At 42.8% G+C, this 21,068-nt stretch carries 16 protein-coding genes; 13 read left to right on the top strand and 3 right to left on the bottom strand.

Annotated elements, in window-relative coordinates:
* Nucleotides 1-72 precede the first annotated feature (72 nt).
* Entirely contained in the window at nt 73-1,293 is a 1,221-nt protein-coding gene (locus tag NG22_RS00220; RefSeq protein WP_053403868.1) for an FtsX-like permease family protein, read from the bottom strand.
* 209 nt (nt 1,294-1,502) lie between these two features.
* Here NG22_RS00220 and NG22_RS00215 point away from each other — a divergent pair, with 209 nt between their 5' ends.
* The 6 genes from NG22_RS00215 to sucB all read left to right on the top strand — a co-directional run bounded on the left by NG22_RS00215 (nt 1,503) and on the right by sucB (nt 8,431).
* Nucleotides 1,503-2,597 carry an exo-beta-N-acetylmuramidase NamZ domain-containing protein gene (locus NG22_RS00215; RefSeq protein WP_367379211.1) on the top strand — a complete coding sequence of 365 codons (1,095 nt, stop codon included), beginning with the start codon at nt 1,503-1,505 and terminating at the stop codon, nt 2,595-2,597.
* 15 nt (nt 2,598-2,612) lie between these two features.
* Entirely contained in the window at nt 2,613-3,527 is a 915-nt protein-coding gene (fmt, locus tag NG22_RS00210) for a methionyl-tRNA formyltransferase (protein ID WP_072159009.1), read from the top strand.
* Between the two features lie 4 nt (nt 3,528-3,531).
* Entirely contained in the window at nt 3,532-4,017 is a 486-nt protein-coding gene (locus tag NG22_RS00205) for a dihydrofolate reductase (protein ID WP_053403866.1), read from the top strand.
* 142 nt (nt 4,018-4,159) lie between these two features.
* Nucleotides 4,160-5,320: a 1-acyl-sn-glycerol-3-phosphate acyltransferase gene (locus NG22_RS00200; RefSeq protein WP_053403865.1), complete on the top strand. Its 1,161-nt coding sequence runs from the start codon at nt 4,160-4,162 to the stop codon at nt 5,318-5,320.
* Between the two features lie 18 nt (nt 5,321-5,338).
* A complete protein-coding gene (locus tag NG22_RS00195) occupies nt 5,339-6,592 on the top strand; it encodes a competence/damage-inducible protein A (RefSeq protein WP_053403864.1) in 1,254 nt (417 codons plus the stop codon).
* Between the two features lie 189 nt (nt 6,593-6,781).
* Nucleotides 6,782-8,431, top strand: coding sequence for a 2-oxoglutarate dehydrogenase, E2 component, dihydrolipoamide succinyltransferase (gene sucB, locus NG22_RS00190; protein ID WP_072159008.1), 1,650 nt, complete (start codon nt 6,782-6,784; stop codon nt 8,429-8,431).
* Nucleotides 8,432-8,968: 537 nt separating this feature from the next.
* Here sucB and NG22_RS00185 read toward each other — a convergent pair.
* Nucleotides 8,969-10,264, bottom strand: a complete 1,296-nt coding sequence (locus NG22_RS00185) for an IS1380 family transposase (RefSeq protein WP_053403863.1) — start codon at nt 10,262-10,264, stop codon at nt 8,969-8,971.
* A 295-nt stretch (nt 10,265-10,559) separates the two neighbouring features.
* On the opposite strand from NG22_RS00185, the gene NG22_RS00180 reads away from it, so the two are divergent.
* From NG22_RS00180 to NG22_RS00165, 4 genes are all read left to right on the top strand, one after another.
* Nucleotides 10,560-10,919, top strand: coding sequence for a hypothetical protein (locus tag NG22_RS00180; RefSeq protein ID WP_157600784.1), 360 nt, complete (start codon nt 10,560-10,562; stop codon nt 10,917-10,919).
* A 474-nt stretch (nt 10,920-11,393) separates the two neighbouring features.
* Nucleotides 11,394-12,287 carry an IS1595 family transposase gene (locus NG22_RS00175; protein ID WP_053403861.1) on the top strand — a complete coding sequence of 298 codons (894 nt, stop codon included), beginning with the start codon at nt 11,394-11,396 and terminating at the stop codon, nt 12,285-12,287.
* Between the two features lie 297 nt (nt 12,288-12,584).
* Nucleotides 12,585-12,947 (top strand): hypothetical protein, encoded by a 363-nt coding sequence (locus NG22_RS00170; protein ID WP_157600783.1) that lies wholly within the window; start codon nt 12,585-12,587, stop codon nt 12,945-12,947.
* A gap of 472 nt (nt 12,948-13,419) precedes the next feature.
* Nucleotides 13,420-13,617 (top strand): hypothetical protein, encoded by a 198-nt coding sequence (locus NG22_RS00165; protein WP_053403859.1) that lies wholly within the window; start codon nt 13,420-13,422, stop codon nt 13,615-13,617.
* A 124-nt stretch (nt 13,618-13,741) separates the two neighbouring features.
* Here NG22_RS00165 and NG22_RS00160 read toward each other — a convergent pair whose 3' ends face one another.
* Complete coding sequence (locus tag NG22_RS00160) at nt 13,742-14,371, bottom strand: NAD(P)H-dependent oxidoreductase (RefSeq protein WP_053403858.1); 630 nt, start codon at nt 14,369-14,371, stop codon at nt 13,742-13,744.
* Between the two features lie 280 nt (nt 14,372-14,651).
* On the opposite strand from NG22_RS00160, the gene NG22_RS00155 reads away from it, so the two are divergent.
* The 3 genes from NG22_RS00155 (at nt 14,652) to NG22_RS00145 (ending at nt 20,998) form a co-directional block, all read left to right on the top strand.
* Nucleotides 14,652-17,384 (top strand): 4-alpha-glucanotransferase, encoded by a 2,733-nt coding sequence (locus NG22_RS00155; protein WP_053403857.1) that lies wholly within the window; start codon nt 14,652-14,654, stop codon nt 17,382-17,384.
* Nucleotides 17,385-18,198: 814 nt separating this feature from the next.
* On the top strand, nt 18,199-19,782 hold the full coding sequence (locus NG22_RS00150) for an acyl-CoA carboxylase subunit beta (RefSeq protein WP_053403856.1): 1,584 nt from the start codon (nt 18,199-18,201) through the stop codon (nt 19,780-19,782).
* Between the two features lie 28 nt (nt 19,783-19,810).
* The gene (locus NG22_RS00145; RefSeq protein ID WP_053403855.1) at nt 19,811-20,998 is read left to right on the top strand and encodes an acyl-CoA dehydrogenase family protein; all 1,188 of its coding nucleotides are present in this window, start codon (nt 19,811-19,813) and stop codon (nt 20,996-20,998) included.
* The last annotated feature ends 70 nt before the right edge of the window (nt 20,999-21,068 follow it).

The following is a 21,068-nucleotide window of genomic DNA, read 5'->3' as shown; positions in this document are numbered from 1 at the left end:
ACCACGATCTTATCACGCTGATCAATAATTCATTTAAGGAGAGCGACTAAATTAAGTGGTGAATAATTCAGGTCAATCGAAACGGATCGCCCTGATCGGATTCACCCGGGTGACCACTATGGTCGGAATCCATAACACCAAAGCCACCACCAATAAGGTCAAAAGATTCGCCGCCAATAACATGGGCCAATCCCAGGAAATCGGTACGTGATTCATATAATAGGATTCCATCTCCAAAGGAATCAAATGAAAATTTCCCTGCAAGAAGCCGAAGCCTAAACCGACCAGATTACCCAAAAACATTCCTTTGGCAATCAGCAAAAGTCCATTGTACATGAATATTTTTCGAACCTGAAAATCCGTAGCTCCCAGCGCCTTCAGCATCCCAATCATTTGTGTGCGCTCCATAATGAGAATCAACACCACAGAAACCATATTAAAACAGGCCACAAACAGGATAATAGTCAGGAAGATCACCACATTATTGTCCAGCAACTTCAGCCAGTCAAAGAAATCTGCATGCCGATCCGTAACTTTGGTAACGAATAAATCAAAGCCGGCCAGATCAAAGAGCTCCTCATGCACCTCATCGATATGATCCATACTTTTCAGGTGCACTTCCAGGCCACCTACCAGGGTGTCAGCCCACTGATTCAGGCGTTGAATCATTCGAATATCTCCCAGCACTACCTTCTCATCAAACTCCTCCAAACCCGACTCATAAATCCCACTCACATACACTTTCCGAAACCGCGGTGGATCCTGAATAAAATACATCCTTGTCGTGTCTCCTACCTGAAGATCCAGCAGATTGGCCAACTTCTGACTCACCATCACCTGCTGATCGTACCTTTTGGTAGCATCAAATTGAGGGAATGAGCCCGCCACCACATTCTCCAAAAATCCGGACTCCTGATAGCTTTCCTCCACTCCCTTTAAAATAATGCCGGCTACCTCATCGTTATCTTTCAGTAGCCCGGGTTTATTGGAATAGGGATAAACCCCCTGAATATCGGCAAAAGTTTCCCAATGTTCCAGTATAGGATTATTGGTAGAGATGGGGTCTTCTTCATAAGAGTTACTCAGGGAGTACCGAATCACCTGATAATGTCCACTAAAACTCACGACTTTACGAATAATATTCTCCCGAAATCCCGTAAGAATAAGAAAGGATATCAAGATGAGTCCCAGCCCCATGGCAATACTCACCACCGCAACACGGTGGATCACGGAGGAAAACGTCCCTCCTTCTACCTGATTAATTCTTTTGGAAATAAATAAAGATAGGTTCAATTTTATCTTTAATTTTAAATGTCTAAATCATTTCCCCTTTGATGGGAAAATCAAAAATGATTTTCATATTGTCAAAACTATCGAATATCAAGCAAGAATTATATTTAATGAAGGGTAAAGTTTGGATTTTGTGCATTTATGCATTGATTTTTTCATTTTCATGCAAGTCCCAGTCTGCGGAGCAATCTAGGAGTCTTCCGGAAATAAAAATGGGCGCCAGCCAGACCGATGTCTACTTTCCTTTTTTAGAGGGAAAGCAAGTGGGTTTGGTAGTGAATCAGACCTCTATCATCAAGGAAAAGCATTTGGTTGATTTTCTGATTAAGAAAAAAATAGAGGTCAGTAAAATCTTCGCTCCGGAGCATGGCTTCCGGGGAGATGCTGATGCCGGAGAAAAAATCGAAGATGGCAAAGATAAAACCACCGGATTGCCGGTGCTCTCTTTATATGGCAAGAGCAAAAAGCCCAGCCCGGAAATGCTGAACGGCATAGAGGTCATGGTTTTTGACATTCAGGATGTCGGCGTTCGTTTTTACACTTATATTTCTACCCTGCACCTGGTGATGGAAGCCTGTGCGGAACAGAATATTCCTTTGGTAGTGCTGGACCGACCGAATCCCAACGGGGACTATGTGGATGGTCCGGTACTGGAAGAAGGTTTTGAATCTTTTGTCGGCATGCACCCGATTCCGATTGTTCATGGCTTAACTGTAGGAGAATTAGCCAAAATGATCAATGGAGAAAAATGGCTCAAAAATGGCGTTCAGTGCGATGTCACGATCGTTCCCATGGAACATTATTCCCATAAAAGATTCTACGACCTGCCGGTAAAGCCATCACCAAATCTGCCCAATTACCAATCCATCCGCCTGTACCCTTCCCTTTGTCTTTTTGAAGGAACAACAATCAGCGCTGGTCGTGGCACCATGATTCCTTTCCAGATATATGGACATCCGGATCCGGAGGCAGGACCTTTCTCCTTCACCCCCAGAAGCATTGATGGCATGGCCAAATACCCAAAATTTGAAAATCAGACCTGTTATGGTTATGACCTGAGAGAAGACGAAAACGCGCGTACTTTCTCACTGGAATACCTTTTGGATGCCTACTTCCACTATAAGGATAAAGAAAATTTTTTCCTGAAAAATAAATTCTTCGACAAGCTGGCTGGCTCTGATCAACTTAGAAAGCAGATCAAGGCCAACCTTTCCGAAGATGAAATTCGACTGTCCTGGCAGGATCGGCTGACAGAATACAAGAAAATGCGCAAACAGTATCTGCTATATCCTGATTTTGAATTATAGGATAAATAACAAAGAATGAAGTCTCTAAAAATAATATTCATGGGAACGCCGGAGTTTGCGGTGCCTTCCTTACAAACCTTAGTAGAAGCCGGCCAAAAGGTGGTCGCCGTCATTACCGCTCCTGATAAGCCAAAAGGCAGAGGGCAAAAATTAGCCATGTCTCCGGTAAAAGAATATGCCGTGAGCCAGGACATTCCGGTCCTTCAACCCACCAATCTGAAGAATCCGGAATTCATTGAAGAACTTCGCAGTTACGAAGCAGACCTTCAGGTGGTAGTCGCCTTCCGCATGTTACCGGAAGTGGTTTGGAGTATGCCGACAGAAGGCACCTTCAATTTGCACGCCTCTCTTTTACCGCAATACCGTGGAGCAGCGCCCATCAACTGGGCCATCATCAATGGAGAAAAAGAAACCGGTGCCACCACCTTCATGCTCAAGCATGAAATCGATACAGGCAGCATCATGTACCAGATCAAAGAGCCCATCCATCCGGAAGATAATGTCGGGACAGTTTATGAAAGACTCATGCACAATGGCGCTAAGCTGGTCCTGAAAACCGTGGAAAAAATCAGTGAGGGAAATTATGACCTGCAACCACAGGATGAGTCTACGGAACTGAAACATGCCCCGAAAATTTTCAAGGAGACCTGCGAGATTCATTGGGATAAAACAACCGAAGAAATTCACAATTTAGTAAGAGGTCTGTCCCCTTACCCTGCCGCCTGGACGACCCTTCAGGACAAAACAATGAAAGTCTACCAGACCGAAATCGTGGAGGAGGAAGTGCCCACCGGAACATTCAAAACCGATGGTAAAAACTATCTTTACTTTGGTACTGCGGACGGTACGCTGAGCATTCTGGACTTACAGCTTCAGGGCAAAAAGCGCATGAAAATCACCGACTTTTTAAGAGGATATAAATTCAACTGATCCCATGGAAATCAACCTTATTGTTGCCACAGGGAAAAACCGGGCCATCGGGCTTAACGGCCAAATGCCCTGGCACCTGCCGGCAGATTTAAAATATTTCAAGAAAACCACTATGGGCTATCCGGTGATCATGGGTAGAAAAACCTTTGAGTCCATCGGGTGCCCACTGCCGGGAAGGCTGAACATCGTGGTCAGCAGGAATGAAGCCTATGAGGCCAGCGGTTGTCAAACCGTCACCGACCTGCCTGCCGCATTTGCGCTAGCGGAACAGGAAAATTCTAAAGCTTGCTTTATGATTGGCGGAGGCCAACTTTATCATGAAATTCTGCCCCATGCGCATCGCGTATATATCACGGAAATCCAGGAAAGTTTTGAGGCCGACACTTATTTCCCGGAACTGACCGAAGAGTGGAAAGAAATCAGTCGGGAGCGTCATCAGGCAGATGAAAAAAATCCATATGATTACGACTTCGTCGTTTTTGAAAAATAGAAAAAGAACAAACTAAATGAATGCCCTGTTCCAATGGTAACAGGGCTTTTTTATTGCCCTATGCCAAGAATTCTAATGGAATAAGTTAGGGATGACAATAAATTCTTAACTTGCGATTTAATTGAATAGCGCAAAACCATAGATGATAGATACCAACGACTTTGATGCGATCAGACCTTATCGGGACCATGAGGTACAGCAAGCCATACAGGAATTGCTGGAGTCAAAGTACCTGAATGAGGCCCTTCATTTTTTCTTTCCGAACCAAAACAAAGAAGAAATCACTTCCTTTGCAGGAAGCATAAAGGACATCCATAATTTTCAGGGAAAAGTAATTGTCCCTTTTCTGGACAATATGCTGAAAAGCCAGATCAAAGATTTCACCCAGGATGGACTTCAAGAAACCCGGCCCAACCAGCCCGGCCTTTATATTTCCAATCACCGGGATATTATCCTGGATTCCGGTCTGATGAATTATGCCTTTTTCCGCTCCGGCTACCCCACTACCGAGATTGCTATTGGCTCGAATCTTTTGCAAAATCCGGATGTTCGACGTCTGGCCAGGCTGAACAAAAGCTTTGTGGTAAACCGTGATGTTTCTCCTAAGGAAATGTATTTTGTCTCTCAGCGACTATCCAACTATATTCATCACCAGATTGAAGAGGAAAAACAATCCGTTTGGATTGCGCAGCGAGAAGGAAGGGCCAAAGATGGTAATGATTTCACGCAAACGGGCCTATTGAAAATGTTGTTGATGGGGGGTGCTAAAGACCCGAAAGAAGCCATCCGAAACATGAACATTAAGCCTTTTGCGATAAGCTATGAATTTGATCCTTGTGATGCGCTGAAAGCGCAGGAGCACTACAATAAATCCATGAATCCGGACCACCAAAAAGGACCTTTGGATGATATCATTTCCATGCAAACCGGACTGGTAGAATACAAAGGAAATGTACACATTGGGTTCACCGAAGGGTTGAACAAACATTTAGGTGCACTGGATGATATCAGTAATCGAAACGATTATATTTTTGCCGTAGCGAAATTGATCGATACCCTGATTCATTATCATTACAAACTGTGGCCGTCCAACTACATTTGTGCTGATTTGCTCAATGAGAATGATCATTATACCGATCATTATACTCAGGAAGACAAAGACCAATTTATCGCTTATATCGAAAATAAAATATTGAAAATAAACGGCCACGTCGAAGCCTACATGCCGTATATTTTAAGAATGTACACCAACCCGCTGACCAATCACCTGCATGCAAAAAAGGTATTGGAACAAAAGGGCTAAAAAACAAAAACCAACATTATGCATATCTACGCTGAACTGCTCACAATAGGAGATGAAATTCTATATGGTCAAACCCTGGATACCAACTCTCATTGGATGAGTGGTCAGCTGGATGAATTAGGCATTAAGGTTATTCGCAAAACCACCGTAGGGGATGTGAAATCCGAAATGATGCAGGCATTTGAGGAAGCTGAAAGCCGAGCGCATATTACCCTTATCACCGGCGGACTCGGTCCCACCAGCGATGACCTCACCAAACCCCTATTGGCCGAATATTTTAATTCAGGTATGAGCATGGATGAAGAAGCACTGGCAGAGGTGAGGCACTATTTCGAAAGTCGTGGCCGCCAACTAACAGAGCTTAACCGCCTTCAGGCCATGCTTCCTGAAAAATGTACCAAAATCACCAATAGAAATGGTACCGCTCCCGGGATGTGGTTCGAAAGAAATGGGAAAATTTTTGTGAGCATGCCGGGTGTTCCGCATGAAATGCGCATCATGATGGAAGAATCCGTACTGCCTAAAATCAGGGAGTATTTTCACCTGCCGGTAATTGCCCATAAGATGATCAAAACTGCGGGCATCGGAGAATCCTTTCTGGCGGATAAGATCAAAGACTGGGAAGACCGGCTGCCCGAAAACATTAAACTGGCTTATTTGCCCTCGCCCGGACAGGTAAAGTTACGGCTTACGGCTGCCGGAACAAATAAAGATGCCCTCAGAGAGGCACTGGAAGCAGAAACAGAAAAACTGTTACCATTAGCTCACCCCTATGTTTTTGGCTATGGAGAGGAAACTTTAGAAACCGTAGTGGGCAAATTATTAAAAGAAAAAGGACTAACACTCTCTACCGCCGAAAGCTGTACCGGAGGAAATATTGCGCATTTAATTACCACTGTCCCCGGCTCATCTGCTTATTTTAATGGAAGTATTGTCGCCTACCAAAACGAAATCAAAGAAAAAATATTAGGCGTGAAAAAATCTACCCTGGAGACCCATGGCGCTGTTTCCGAGGCCACCATCATTGAAATGGCAGAGGGAGTTAGAAAAGTGTTAGGTACCGATATAGGCGTGGCTACTTCAGGCATTGCCGGACCGGATGGTGGCAGCGCTGAAAAACCGGTGGGAACCGTATGGATAGCCCTTTCTGATGGAGAGCGAACCACTACCCGGCATTTCCTGATGGGCAAGAACCGGGAATGGAACATTCAACTTTCTTCCTACGCAGTGCTCAATATGATCCAACGCTTCTTGCGAGGCACCTGGTCCTGAATTTCATAGAACCCACCAAATGATTATATTTACATAGGGCGAATTTCAACCACTGAAAACACACCGAAACTCAAAACTTTCGTTGGTCTTTCAGTGATTTCGCCACAGAAGATTCTTCAACAAAATCTTCAATGGAACAAACGTAATTTGGAATTGGGCACTTTTTGTGTCTTTTATCAATTTTTTGACATGGCAATTGTAGAAATGGTATTGCCCCCAATGGGCGAGAGTGTATTTGAAGCAACCGTCAATTCATGGCTGAAGCAGGTGGGGGAAAACATCCAGCAGGATGAATCACTGGTTGAAGTTGCAACGGACAAGGTAGACACCGATGTCCCGGCTTCTCATACGGGTGTACTTCAAGAAATTCTTATTCAGGAGGGAGAGGTGGCGCAAATTGGTCAGCCTATCGCCTTGATTAATACCGATGGAGATGCGCCAGCAAAAAATGAAAGCACCGCAGCACAGGCGACACCCGTAGCTAAACCTGTGGCAGAGGATAACACTTCTGAAGCAGGCGGCGAAATAGAAATGGTACTTCCTCCGATGGGAGAAAGTGTTTTTGAAGCAACGGTAAACAACTGGCTGAAAGCAGAAGGTGACACCATTGAAGCGGATGAATCCATAGTGGAAGTAGCTACTGACAAAGTAGATACGGAGGTTCCGGCAAGTGCTTCCGGCGTGCTTACTAAAATTTTAGTACAGGAAGGAGAGCTTGCGAAAATCGGATCCCCGATCGCGCTGATCAAAACAGCTGATGGCAATACGACAGTGGTAACATCAAGCACCAAGAGTGAAACCATTACGGAGAAGCAGGCTGAAGCCATAAACGGACAGGATGCTCCGGTTCAGGCAACGGCAAGCAGAACCACTTTAGCGGCGAACGGGGAACGTTTTTATTCCCCATTGGTAAGAAACATCATCGCTAAGGAAAATATTTCTACCCAGGAGTTGGCACAGGTAAACGGTACCGGCCTGGAAGGACGTGTGACCAAAAAAGATATCATGGCTTACCTCCAAAACAGAGGACAAGCCAAACCGGTATCACAAGCTGCACCTGTGGCAAAAGCAGTTGCGCCTTCTGCTCCGGCCTCAAATTCCGCTCCTTTGGTAAAAGCGAGCCCAATGGCCAACGATGAAATCGTGGAAATGGATCGTATGCGGAAAATGATTGCGGACCGTATGGTGGACTCCAAGCGTCAGGCTCCCCATGTAACCTCTTTTGTGGAATCTGATGTTACCGAGGTAGTCAACTGGAGAAATGCCAATAAAAATCCTTTCCAGCAACGTTATAAAGAGAAGCTTACCTTCACCCCTATCTTCGTTCAGGCGATTGTGAAAGCTATTCAGGATTATCCGGCCATTAATGCCTCCGTGGATGGTGATCGCATCATCATGCGCAAAGATATTAATATAGGGATTGCAGTAGCACTTCCCTCGGGCAACCTGATAGTTCCGGTCATTAAAAATGCCGATAAACTGAGCCTTGCCGGTTTGGCAGAAAAAGTAAATGATTTGGCCAAGCGCGCCCGTGAAAATAAATTAAGTCCTGATGATTTAAGTGGCGGAACTTATACGGTTTCCAATATTGGGTCTTTCGGAAATATTGCCGGAACCCCGATCATTATGCAGCCTCAGGTCGCCATTATGGCCCTTGGATCTATTCAAAAGAAACCTGCAGTGGTTGAAACACCACAAGGAGATTTTATTGGCATCCGCCAAAAAATGATTCTTTCTCATTCCTATGATCATCGTGTTGTAGATGGGCAATTAGGTGGTTTATTTGTAAAACGAGTGAGTGAATATCTAGAGGCATGGAATAAGGACGTGCATATTTAAATCATTCGACGTAAAATATATTCAAAAGGCGGACTTGTTCCGCCTTTTTTTATTTCCACTAAATGATACAAAAGCTCAAATCAAATCGCACGATAGCCTTTTGCTTTGTCCGGATTATAAATGCCTAACCTGAATTACTTCATGCTTAAATCCTCGTTTAGCTGCAAAGTGGAAGAAATGAAGGAATAGATCCCAATTTTGAATTTTCCCCATGGCAGCAGGTGAATGAGGAGAGAACAAGCTCAACAAGATCTGGGCTGTAAAAAAATATGTAAAACACCTACGACCTACCAAAGGGAGGAATTGATTAACCCGAATTATTCATACCCTTTATATCTAAATAGATTTTGGTAGTGTATTTCCTGATATCTCTAGCAAATGGAGTGGCACTTAAAATGGTGAGGTGTTTTTATTTATTTATTCGGCTTTCAATAGCGAGATTTTAAGGTCAAAATACCAATTTGATGCATGAAATAGCAGATTAGAGTGGTTTGGACGGACCTCTTCCATGAAATTGGATTGTTTTTGCGAATTAATCTATTGCAGTAGTTCCAAAAATAATTTTTGTTGTGGAAATGCCTTGGAGAAGCTATAATATACTCGTCTAACCGTCGATTTTATCGTCCCACCAATTTTTAATAGGCATAGGCGAATTGTATCCACTTGCCATTTTTTTGCCCATTCATGCTTTGTCTGACTTATTTCTTTTTTTATTAATCTGAAAATTTCATAAGCCATCGACGATAGAATTAGTCTGAAAAAGTTCGGCCAAAAAAAATGATTGGACAACCTATCGGCGAAACACATATTTTTCACTTCTTTTATCCTATTTTCGCTGCTTTCTCCCCGTTTAACATAGAAGCCAAAATATATATCTCGTACACTTGCCTCATCCATATTACTGATTACAAATCGGGTGTTGAGCCCCTTTCCGGTCCATTCGACTTTAGCTATGCAATTTTGTTCTTGTTCCCAGGTTTGAGCCTGATATTGGAAATTAAAAAAGTGCTGATGTTTTTCGGAGCCATCTTCAAAAATATGACGCACAGCGCTTTGCACCTTCTCTGCTTTAGCCTTTAATATTGAATTACTGGCAATACCAATAGTATATTTCAAATTACATTCATTGGCTAATTTATAAAATGGAGCACAGCTAAACCCAGCATCTGCGCGAATGACAATTTCTATCTCGGGATAATGTGATCGTATTTTTTTAACTAACCTTTTTAAGATCGCGACAAACCAACGATTTGAATGACTATTGCCTGGACGTAATACTGGTAGAACTATTTGTCCTGTTTCCCCATCATGGACAAATAATTGATGATACATATGGTGCCCGTAATAGCCATTGAATAAGGCTAACTGCTGGTGCCCATGTGTTTTATCGTCTGTTCCATCAAAATCTAAAATGATTTTTTTCCTCCCTCTGAGTGAGTTAATGTAATGACTGACAAAGCTTTCACATAGCGAATAGATAACTTTTCGATCAACGCTCATCTCAAATCGGGATAGTGTTGGCTGAGAGGCAAGAGAACCATTTAAGATACTGGAAATCACGGGATCATTTTTTAAATAATTCACATCATTACAGTCCTGATATCCTAAGACTAAGCCGAAAATCCTCTGTTTGAACAAATCAACGGCTTTATGATGAATCAAACTTTGATTTCGGCTATCAATGTAAGCCTTACTTATTTCATTTATATAACCGAATTTCTTTTCTATTTTCTCCAATAGAACAACTCCTCCATCAGAAGTCATTTCATCACCATGAAAATCAACGAAAACGGCTTTACTCTTTTGATAAAATACTGTATTTTGATTGCTCATATTTGGGCTATAAATCGATGCTATATTTTTGATTTAACTAATTGTAATATAGTGATTTATAGCTTTTTTTGTGTGTTTTGTATGAATAATTCGGGTTAAGTTGAGTCTTTATGCAGCACTTTGCCGTGCATTATTCGAGAGAAAAACTGTCCGCCACTGTCCGATACTGTACACAAACGGACACTTTTCCCGGACCTTTTTTTTCAAAAAGTGCCTTATTTCGCTTAAATCGCCCTTTTTAATATTTGGCACTGGATTGGTTATTAATATGGCATAACACAACGATTTAACCGCCATGAAAAACCTTATCCTACTTCCACTTTTCCTTATTTGCCTTTCCGTAAATGGAATGAATTTTTCTCAAGATCAAATCACCAATAATAAAGTCTCTGTTGCTATCTCAGAAAACGGAGAAGCATTAGTGGTAGATCTTACCGGCGCACAACTGGATAACCAGCATACGATTGTTGATTTGGAAAAAATGGACATTTTCTCCTATCGGACCAGAGTTGTGAGGTATTTTGGCGGATTAATGAAACAAAAAACCTATGAAATCAAGACGCTTACCATCAGAACAGCAACTGAGGAAATAAATGAAATTTTTGACCGTGCTAACGTAAATCAATTGGTACATTTATTGTTAGGAAATCATTAGATTTAATATTTTTTTCCTATATGAAAACAAAAAAATGGATTTCGTTTTCATCAGAAAAAAATCCATGTAATCAGAAAGGAGGAAACTCATCTTTCATGGCAATCGTTAAATAGTTTACAATCAAACAGAAATTCAGCAGTTTATCTGAAAAAAATATTATTAAGTGGTCGGTCTCATAAGCCGACAAGATTGGGTGACACTAGAAAGTGTTAAGTTTTGTGCTCGCGGTTTGGTACCGCGAGTTTTTCTTTTTTAAGGCCGCGCTATTTGTTTCATAAAGCTGAATCATTCACCTGCCCGATTTTATAAAATTATTAATCTGGCCTCTGCTCCTATCCGGTCAAAAATAAAATATCCATAATCCGGTTTATGTGCAAACTGTTTATTCAGTGTTCGCGATCATATAAATTTTTAGAGGTCGGTAGGTAAACACATATTAAAATAGGTTGTTATAACTGTAAAAGCCATACAATCATGAAAATTTTCAAGGGACAGGATCTTATTGCCTTTACAACGAAATTCCAATCAGACTTAGAGTGCCAGGAATATTTAGCGGCACAAAAATGGGACCATGGTTATACTTGTAGAAAATGTGGCCATGGAGCAAGTCAGGTTCGGAAGAATCACTCTCGTACCTGCAATAAATGTAGCCATACAGAATCACCAACGGCAAATACACTTTTTCACAAAGTTAAATTTGGTATTAGAAAGGCATTTTTTATTTGTTTCGAAATGTCTACATCGACTAAGAGTTTTTCTGCCAGATATATGGCTAAAAGGTATTCAATCACCGAAAAAACGGCGAGAATGTTTATGCACAAAGTTCGGGAGGCAATGAAATCAAGTGAACAACATCCGATGCAGGGTACTGTCCACGTTGACGAATTTGTGATTGGAGGAAAGGAAAATGGGAAAATAGGCCGCAGCTATCATACAAAGAAGAAAAAGATTGTTTGTGCCCTTGAATTAACGGAAGATTTAAAAGTGAAACGGATGTATTCGATGAGAATAAAAGACTATTCCAGTAAGGAGTTGAGGCAGATTTTTGATCGTCATATATCACCAAATGCAAAGGTTACAGCAGATGAATGGAGAGGGTATGATCCAATTGCTGAAGATTATTCATTGACCCAGATTAAAAGTGAAAATGGGATGAATTTCAAAGCATTACACACGATGATTCATCAGGTAAAATCTTGGGTTCGAACAACCTTTTCATGGGTGAGCAAAAAGCACGTAGATCGGTATTTAAGTGAATTCAATTACCGATTAAATCGCTCACAAACAAAAGAAACGATCTTCCATAATCTGATTTCGAGAATGGTTAGGTCAGAAAAAATTTACCAGACCCAAATTTTATGCATTTAACTACCGACCTCTATAAATTTTAATTAGAGCATCTTGCCTCCTTTTTCCCACCCATAGCTAATTAATGACAGAAAGAGCCATAAACCACCTCAAGGAAAGATTTCTTAAAAAAACATGGGAAAAAGAGGAACAATTACCTTACGTACAACTGTCCGATTTCTCAACAAAAAGTGTCCAAAAACCGAACACTAACACACTGACTCACAAACAAAAACCACTCCCGCTCGCTTAAAAAGCCCTTTTTACATTTTGGCATCTCATTGGCATTATAAATAACGAACCTCGAACCTTAATACCATGAGAAGCTTTGTAACCACCCTACTCGTTCTTTTAATAACCGCCATCCATGCCCCCGCTATGAATTTTTCCGCTGAAGATGTAAAGGGCGATAAAATCACCGTAGCCATTACCGACGATGGAAAAGAAATGGTAATTGATTTAAGCGGAAAGCAATTAAAGGATCAGCACACTGCCATCGATTTAAACAGAATGGATGAATATGCTTATAAAACCCGCGTGGTGCGCTACTTCGGAGGTATGCTTAAGCAGAGTACTTATGAACTGGAAAAATTAACGGTTCGCATTGCCGGTGAGGAAATCGTCGGGGCCTTTGACAGAACCAACCTCAATAAAATTGTCCACTTACTGGTGCAGTTTTAATGGCGCTTTCCCCGAGATTGAATCCTTCTTTCGCAACGCTTCACCAGACCCCGGATAAGTCAGTAATTATTAGAAGGTCTGAAATTGAAAAATAAAACTCACAAATGCCTGAGTATATTGATTAGTCGCTATTCCAAAGTCTGTAAATCATTTACGGGCTTTTTTTGGCCAGTAAGAAAATCAACGAAAATCCATCCTAAGCAAATCTTTTAAGCCAAAGGTAACAGGAAAGGCCTATTTGGTTTACCTTCCACCCAAAATAAGAAACCATGCTTTCATTTCCCCTGCCTTACAGCTAAACGAGAATTTAAGCATACGTCATTCGGTTTAAACTGTCCGATTTGTAATCAGTACTGTCCTAAAAACGGACACTTTTTATTACAGGAAAAATCAAAAACTGCTCTCACCGTGCTAAAACTCCCTTTTCTATTTTTGGCACAGTATTAGGATTCTAATCAGTGAAACTAATACTATGAAAAGAATACTGATCATATTGGGCTTGATTATCGGACTTTTGGTAAGTCTACCAAAAGGGGAGCAATTCTTTCCTTTGGCAAAACTGGAGGTTCGGGAAAAAACTCATCTTTCTGAGGATAATGGGAATACTGGGATGTTGCTCCAATCCAATTATGAAGCGAAAAGCGATTCAGAACAGATAAAAAGCATTTGACTACAATGAATCAATCCTATAGAAAAAGATAATTTAATCGGCTTTGGCCGATAAGATTGGGTAACACGATTAAGTGTATTTGTACCCGTGGCTGGTAACCACGGGTTTTTCTATTTTTAGTCTTTTATTTCCTGATCACGATTTCTTCCAGTGGTCTTCTCACCTTAGCTAATGATGCATATTTGTCTGCTGATGAACGATACCCCACAGGGCACATCACCACCGCCGTAAGCCCCATAGCAGCTGTTTCCAAAACTTCATTTACCGCGGCTTTGTCAAAACCCTCCATCGGACAGGAATCCACCTCCTCCATGGCACAGATAGTCAATAAATTCCCCAAGGCCAAATAAATCTGGTGATCCAGCCAACCGGTCTTGGCCTCATCGGCCATACCATTGATAAAGCCTTTCACCATGCCGGAATAACCCGACAATTCTTCTTTGGGAATCTGGCGAGTCGAGGAGACTAAATCAATATAATCCTCTGCATAAGGTTCATCTACCTCATTTACCCGGCAAAGCACTAGTAAATGCGAAGCTTCTGCCACCTGTTTTTGTCCATAAGAAAGCCCCACCAATGACGCTCTCACCTCCGGATTTTCCACCACCATCACCTTCCAGGCCTGTAAACCCAAAGAGGAGGCTGACCAGCGTAAACCTTCCAGTAAACGATGCAGCTTTTCTTCCGTAATTTTTTGAGTGGGATCAAATTCCTTGGTTGCATAGCGCCACTGAAGTTTTTCAAGAATATCCATGAATTGTCTTGTTCTAAAGGTTGTTTGTTTGATTAATTATAGTGTCAAGCTTACGCATTATTTAGCAAAAATGTTTCCTCTACAAATCCTTTTATAAGGGGGGTAATCATAATTTTTTCACTTGCAAACATTTGCAAGTGAATTCAAAAAATTAAATTCAATGATGCACGAATACAATTATTTTTCTTTCTAACTTAAGGACCAACCAATTATTTAATCAACGCTATTTTTTTCATTTAACCCATCATCTTTTTCCAACAAAAAACCATTACTATTTATAATGAAGGTTCAGTTTAATATCGACTACTACACCCACTGGGGACAACGTGTTTATGTATGCGGTTCCATACCAGAGTTGGGAAACTGGGACCCAGAGAAAGCATTAGCATTGGAAGTCCTGCAGGGAGAACATTGGCGTGGAGAAATCTCCGTTAGCGGAAAAGTTACCCAGCTATCCTACAAATATTTTATCCGACAAGAAGAGCATACTGAGGTGAAATATGAATGGGGTACCGAACGCAAAGTTTCTTTTACGGCAACAGAACAAAAACAGGCTTTTTACCTGAAAGACTTTTGGCGCGCAAAAGACAGACCCGAAAATGCCTTCTTCACCTCCGCTTTCCAGAATGCTTTATTGAAACCCGCCAAGGCAAGTAAAACTAAAAAGAAAAAAATCACCCTGAAAAAAGGACAAGACCTTTTCCGCTTTCAGATCTCGACCGCGCGGGTGCCTGAAGGCCATAAAATTTGTTTATTGGGGAGTTCTGAAGCCCTTGGAGGTTGGGCGGAGTCGAAAGCACTGGTACTGGAACCTAAAGGAGAATCACTTTGGCAAGCGGAAGTTGCGCTGAATGGCATTGCGCTTCCGGTTGAGTATAAATATGGGCTTTACGACACCAAAGCAAAAAAAATCACAGCCTGGGAACAACGGGAGTTCAACCGTGTGCTTTTTGCGGAAGTTAGTGAAGAAAACAGCGTTCACATCATCTCCGATGAAGAATTCAGTTATCCGATGGGACCCTGGAGAGGGGCGGGAGTCGCCATTCCCGTGTTTTCTTTGCGCACCCGCCAGGGCATGGGAGTTGGAGAATTTCTGGATCTTAAAGTTCTAGCAGACTGGTCGGAAAAAGTAGGGCTGAAGTTAATCCAGATATTACCAATCAATGATACCGTTGCGGAACATACCTGGATGGACTCTTATCCCTATTCCGCCATTTCGGTATTTGCCCTGCACCCCATGTACCTCAACATGGAGGCTTTAGGAAAATTAGCCTCTAAAACCACCCAGGGGATTATTTCTGAAGTACGGGAAAATCTCAATAAACTGGACACAGTAGATTACGATGGGGTAATGCGTATTAAAAGACGCTATATCAAAATGATCTACGATGAAACCAAAGAGAAATTCTTCGCAGACAAGGAAGCGACTGCTTTTATGAAAGAGAATGGCCACTGGTTGAAGCCCTATGCCGCCTTCTCCTATTTGCGTGATCTTTACGGAACACCGGACTTCAAAGAGTGGGGGGCCTATGCGGATTACGATCAGAAAAAAATCGAAGCGCTTTGCAAGCCTGGCTCAGATCAGTTCGATGATATAGCCGTTCATTTTTACAGCCAGTACCATCTGCACAAGCAGTTGCTGGAAGCTGCTGATTATGCCAGATCCAAGGGAATTGTTTTAAAGGGAGATATTCCAATTGGGATTTATCGTTATTCGGTAGATGCCTGGATGGAACCAAGACTATACAATATGGACTGCCAGGCCGGTGCGCCGCCGGATGGCTTTGCGGTTAATGGCCAAAACTGGGGATTCCCAACTTATAATTGGGAGGAAATGGCCAAAGATGGCTATGCCTGGTGGAAAAGCCGGATGACCAATATGAGTAAGTATTTTGATGCTTTCCGCATTGACCACATCCTTGGTTTTTTCCGGATCTGGGAGATTCCATGGGATAATGTACAGGGCATTCTGGGTTACTTCAATCCATGTCTGGCAGTAACGGCGAATGAGATACAACACCGGGGAATTCATTTCGACTACGAACGGTTTGTAAAGCCCTATATTCGGGAACATTTCCTATTCGAAAGGTTCGGAGAAAATACCGCCATGGTCAAAGAAACCTATCTGGAGGAATATCATCCGGGATTTTTCAGAATGAAGCCTGAGTTTGATACCCAACGTAAGGTAGAAACTGCTTTAGCGACGGACCCCACCATGAGTATGGGAGAAAAAGCCCAAAGAGAAAAACTGAAAGAAGGCTTATTTGGGTTAATTGCCGAAGTGCTATTCATTGAATTACCCAACGGACAGGGCTACAGCCCTCGCATATCCATGCATTTCACCCGTTCTTTCCAGGATTTGGATGATTATACCAAAGCAAAACTGGATGAACTTTACATCGACTTCTACTACCACCGACAGGAATGGTATTGGAGGGAGCAGGCCATGATCAAATTACCTGCACTGAAAGAAGCCACTAATATGTTAATTTGTGGAGAAGACCTGGGCATGGTGCCGGATTGTGTTCCGCCGGTGATGGATGATTTGGGAATTTTATCACTGGAAATTCAAAGAATGCCCAAAAATCCAAAAGTCAAATTCGGCCATCCGGCAGATGCGCCTTATATGTCGGTGGTGACCCCTTCTTGCCATGATATGTCCACCATTCGGGGTTGGTGGGAAGAAGATTCGCACCAGACTCAGGAGTTTTATAACCAAATTCTGGGACATTGGGGAGGTTCTCCTTTCTATTGTGAACCATGGATTGCCCGGGAGATGGTCAATCAGCACCTATGGTCACCGGCCATGTGGGCCATTTTCCCAATACAGGATCTGGTAGCCATTGATGAAAGACTTCGTCGTGAAGATGCTCAGGCGGAGCAGATCAATGTTCCGGCTAATCCTAATCACTACTGGAGATACCGTTTCCATATGAACATAGAAGATCTGATAGAGGAGGAAGAATTTAATGAAGAGATCAGACAATTAATTTCCGAAAGTGGCAGAGCCTAAAAAGTAAAAACCATTTAAAAAATCCCGGAAATATATTAGTCTCCGGGATTTTTTTGGCCTCGCTATAACCTCCAATTTCAGCCTCACATCCCCCCCCACCTCATTCCTCCTCAAAATTTCCCGGGATTTCTATCAAAAAAACAGTAGCAATTTTGAAAGACCTGGAATCATGCATCACTCAGGTTATCACAGATTATAATCCCGGATTATTTATCCTTAAATCCCCCTTTAGCTATCGGGCGGAAAAATTGAAGGAATTTTTCCTCTTTTGAATTTTTTGCTTTGAAGCAGATGAATGAGGAGAAAGCAAGCTTGCCCAAATTGAGGTCATTAAAAAACCCAAACCCAATCGCAACAAACTAACCGTGAGTTAATTTCACCGAAACATCAATTATTAAGATGAATAATGCTGCTTAAATGCTTCCGTATATAAAATGTCTCCACGACTAAGTTTACGTGGGCTACCTGGTTGCTTACTGCCCATTTTACGCGGAAACTCCAGACTGTGGCTTATCAAAACAATCTTCAATTACAGGGTATTTAAACTATTTAGTCATAAAACTTACACTAAAAGCCTACATCCTTTAGAACAAAAACAACAAACACCTGACCTACACCTACTTACCATTCCACGAGAAATCACGACTGTTGATAAATTTATATTGCTATTCAAATTCACAGTCAACCAGTCGTTGATTTTTCGTATATTCTGTATAAGGAATAAAAGACGCCCCCTAACAAGGACCTACTAAAACTGTTCTGAACGGGGAAACTTCCCATAATTCCGACACACCCAAAATCAACATAAACCTGAATGCAAACAATAGACTCTTATATCATTAAATCATCTGCCCAGTTTCAATCTAACCAGGAGCATATGGCATCCCTCCTGGAGCAATTGGAAAAACACTTGGCTGAGGCTCGTTTCGAAGGGCCTGAAAAACACATTCAAAAAGCACGCGAAAAGGATAAATTCCTTTCCCGTGAAAGAATTGAATTGCTTTTGGACCGGGATTCCCCCTTTTTAGAGCTTTTACCCCTGGCGGGAATTGGGCGCGATGGATTCGGTCCCTGCGGTACTTTGGTGGCTGGTATCGGATTGGTCAGCGGGAAAATTTGCCTCATCGCTTCCAATATCGGAACCAAGAAAGGTGGTGCCATAGACCATGCCACAGTCCAAAAACACCAACGTATTGCCGAAATTGCCTGGGAGAATCATTTACCAGTAATTAATTTGGTAGAATCTGCCGGGGTGAATTTACCCGAACAGGAAAATATTTTCAATAATGCTGGCACCATGTTTCGGGAGATAACCCGCCGATCCAAGCTGGGAGTCCCCACCATATCCATCGTCTTTGGCAGCAGTACGGCTGGTGGTGCCTACATTCCCGGTATGTCCGACTATGCGATTTTTGTCAAAGACCGCGCGCAGGTATTTTTGGCCGGTCCTCCACTGGTCAAAATGGCCACCAATGAAGATGCTAAAGCGGAAGAGCTCGGAGGTGCGCATATGCATTCGAAAACCTCCGGTGTATCCGACTACCTGGCCGAAGATGAGTTGGACGGTATTCGAAAAGCAAGAGAAATCATGGAGTTTTATCAACCGGAAAGCCCACAGGCGGCAGATCGGGAAGTCAAACCTCCACAACATGATCCGGAAGAAATCCATGGGATTGTTCCGCCGGATATCAAACAGCCCTTTGATGCCAGAGAAATCATTGCCCGCGTGGTGGATGACTCTGCCTTTAGTGAATTCAAGCCTGACTTTGGAAGCACACTCGTTACCGGTTATGCCCATATCAATGGCTTTAAGGTGGGCATAATAGCGAATAACGGGGTCTTGTTCAGCGATGCAGCCAATAAGGGAGCGCACTTCATTCAGCTCTGCAATATGCATCGGATTCCTTTGATTTTCTTCCAAAATATTACCGGCTTTATGGTAGGGAAGAAATATGAGCAGGAAGGCATCATAAAACATGGTGCCAAGCTCATCAATGCCGTTGCGAATTCCGAAGTACCTGCCATCACCATAATGACAGGCGCCTCCTACGGTGCCGGGAATTATGCCATGATGGGACGCATGTACAAGCCCCGATTTTTATTCACCTGGCCCAATGCGAAAATTTCCGTAATGGGAGGAGAACAGCTGGCCGGTGTGATGGACATCATTCGCCGGGCAGGAGGCAAAACAGTGGATGAGGAACAGCTGGCAGCCGATAAAAAAGCATTGATCGAAGACATTGACTACAAATCCACGCCCTATTATTCCAGCGGGCATTTATGGGATGATGGTGTCATCAGGCCTTCGGATACGCGCACTTACCTGAGCATTTGCCTGGAGGTGATTCATCTCCAACAAATTGACAGCAGTCGGAATTTCGGCGTATTCCGCATGTAATACCAAGCAACAACAAACAACGATCCATATGAAAAATTTTAATGAAGAACAGCAATTATTGAGGGATGCCCTCCGCCAATTCATTGCCAAAGAAATCACCCCCAACGTGCAGGAATGGGAAGATAAGGAGGAATGCCCCAAACACCTTTTCAAACTCATGGGAGAGCAGGGATTTATTGGCGCCAATTTCCCGGAAGAGGTCGGAGGCAGTGGCATGGACTTTTGGGCCTCCGTCATTATCATGGCCGAGCTTTCCTATGCCAACATCGGAGGCTTTACCGGCTCGTATTATGCCCACTCCTTCCTTCCGCTACCCCTACTTAATGCTATCGGGACTACAGAGCAACAAGAAAAATACCTGCGGCCGGCACTGATGGGGGATCAAATTGCCTCCTTGGCCATTACCGAACCGGAGGCTGGCTCTGATGTGAAAGGCATCAAAACACATGGAGAGGACAAGGGAGATTACTTCCTTTTAAATGGGGCAAAGACTTTCATCACCAATGCTAATATTGGCGATTTTATGGTGGTGGTCACCCGTACCGGGGAAGGCCATCGGATGACTTTACTATTGGTAGAAAATCAGTGGGAAGGTGTATCCACCAGCCCGATTGATAAAAAGCTGGGCTGGCATACCTCCGACACGGCGCAGGTTTTTTTCGACAATGTAAAAGTGCCAAAAGCTAATGTCCTGGGAGAAGCCCATAAAGGTTTTTATTATCTGATGAATAATATTCAGGAGGAGCGCTTGCTGATGTCCGTAATGGCCACCTACTCTGCCCAGTACGCCTATGATCAGGCCCTACAATATGTTCGGGAACGCAAAGCCTTTGGCGGGACTCTGGGAGAACTGCAGGTCATTCGCCATAAAATTGCCCATATGGCCACTCAGCTGGAAGCCTGCCGCGCCATGGCGCGTTCGGCCATTGAATCCTTCATTGAAATCGGCCCGAAAGCCACTGAGCTGATCACCATGTCCAAGGTATTTACCGCGGAGGAATCCATGAAAATCATTAATCAGGCCATACAGGTCCATGGAGGTAATGGGTATGTGGAAACCTATGGTATTGCCCGGGCATGGCGCGACACTCGCTTATTTTCAATCGGAGCCGGCTCCTCGGAAATCATGTATGAAATTATCAGCAAATTTGAAATAGACCGTATCAAACACGAAAAACAATTTGTGGAATCCCGCAAAGGAAACGTCACCGCATAGAAATTTACGATGAGGCAAAAAGCCATTTTTCTCATGGATTTTTGTATTTTATTGTAACAACAATCAAACT

Source organism: Persicobacter sp. CCB-QB2 (assembly GCF_001274635.1).
Taxonomy (GTDB): Bacteria; Bacteroidota; Bacteroidia; order Cytophagales; family Cyclobacteriaceae; genus Persicobacter; species Persicobacter diffluens.
Note: the sequence above shows the minus strand (reverse complement) of the source record. Positions and strands in the feature narration are given on the sequence as shown.

Coding starts and splice junctions, on each gene's coding strand:
- NG22_RS00170 (WP_157600783.1), top strand. CDS start 12,585: ATGAGAAGCTTTGTAACCACCCTACTCGTTCTTTTAATAACCGCCATC.
- NG22_RS00155 (WP_053403857.1), top strand. CDS start 14,652: ATGAAGGTTCAGTTTAATATCGACTACTACACCCACTGGGGACAACGT.
- NG22_RS00150 (WP_053403856.1), top strand. CDS start 18,199: ATGCAAACAATAGACTCTTATATCATTAAATCATCTGCCCAGTTTCAA.
- NG22_RS00205 (WP_053403866.1), top strand. CDS start 3,532: ATGGAAATCAACCTTATTGTTGCCACAGGGAAAAACCGGGCCATCGGG.
- sucB (WP_072159008.1), top strand. CDS start 6,782: ATGGCAATTGTAGAAATGGTATTGCCCCCAATGGGCGAGAGTGTATTT.
- NG22_RS00215 (WP_367379211.1), top strand. CDS start 1,503: ATGGGCGCCAGCCAGACCGATGTCTACTTTCCTTTTTTAGAGGGAAAG.
- NG22_RS00145 (WP_053403855.1), top strand. CDS start 19,811: ATGAAAAATTTTAATGAAGAACAGCAATTATTGAGGGATGCCCTCCGC.
- NG22_RS00180 (WP_157600784.1), top strand. CDS start 10,560: ATGAAAAACCTTATCCTACTTCCACTTTTCCTTATTTGCCTTTCCGTA.
- NG22_RS00195 (WP_053403864.1), top strand. CDS start 5,339: ATGCATATCTACGCTGAACTGCTCACAATAGGAGATGAAATTCTATAT.
- NG22_RS00165 (WP_053403859.1), top strand. CDS start 13,420: ATGAAAAGAATACTGATCATATTGGGCTTGATTATCGGACTTTTGGTA.
- NG22_RS00200 (WP_053403865.1), top strand. CDS start 4,160: ATGATAGATACCAACGACTTTGATGCGATCAGACCTTATCGGGACCAT.
- NG22_RS00175 (WP_053403861.1), top strand. CDS start 11,394: ATGAAAATTTTCAAGGGACAGGATCTTATTGCCTTTACAACGAAATTC.
- NG22_RS00160 (WP_053403858.1), bottom strand. CDS start 14,371: ATGGATATTCTTGAAAAACTTCAGTGGCGCTATGCAACCAAGGAATTT.
- NG22_RS00185 (WP_053403863.1), bottom strand. CDS start 10,264: ATGAGCAATCAAAATACAGTATTTTATCAAAAGAGTAAAGCCGTTTTC.
- fmt (WP_072159009.1), top strand. CDS start 2,613: ATGAAGTCTCTAAAAATAATATTCATGGGAACGCCGGAGTTTGCGGTG.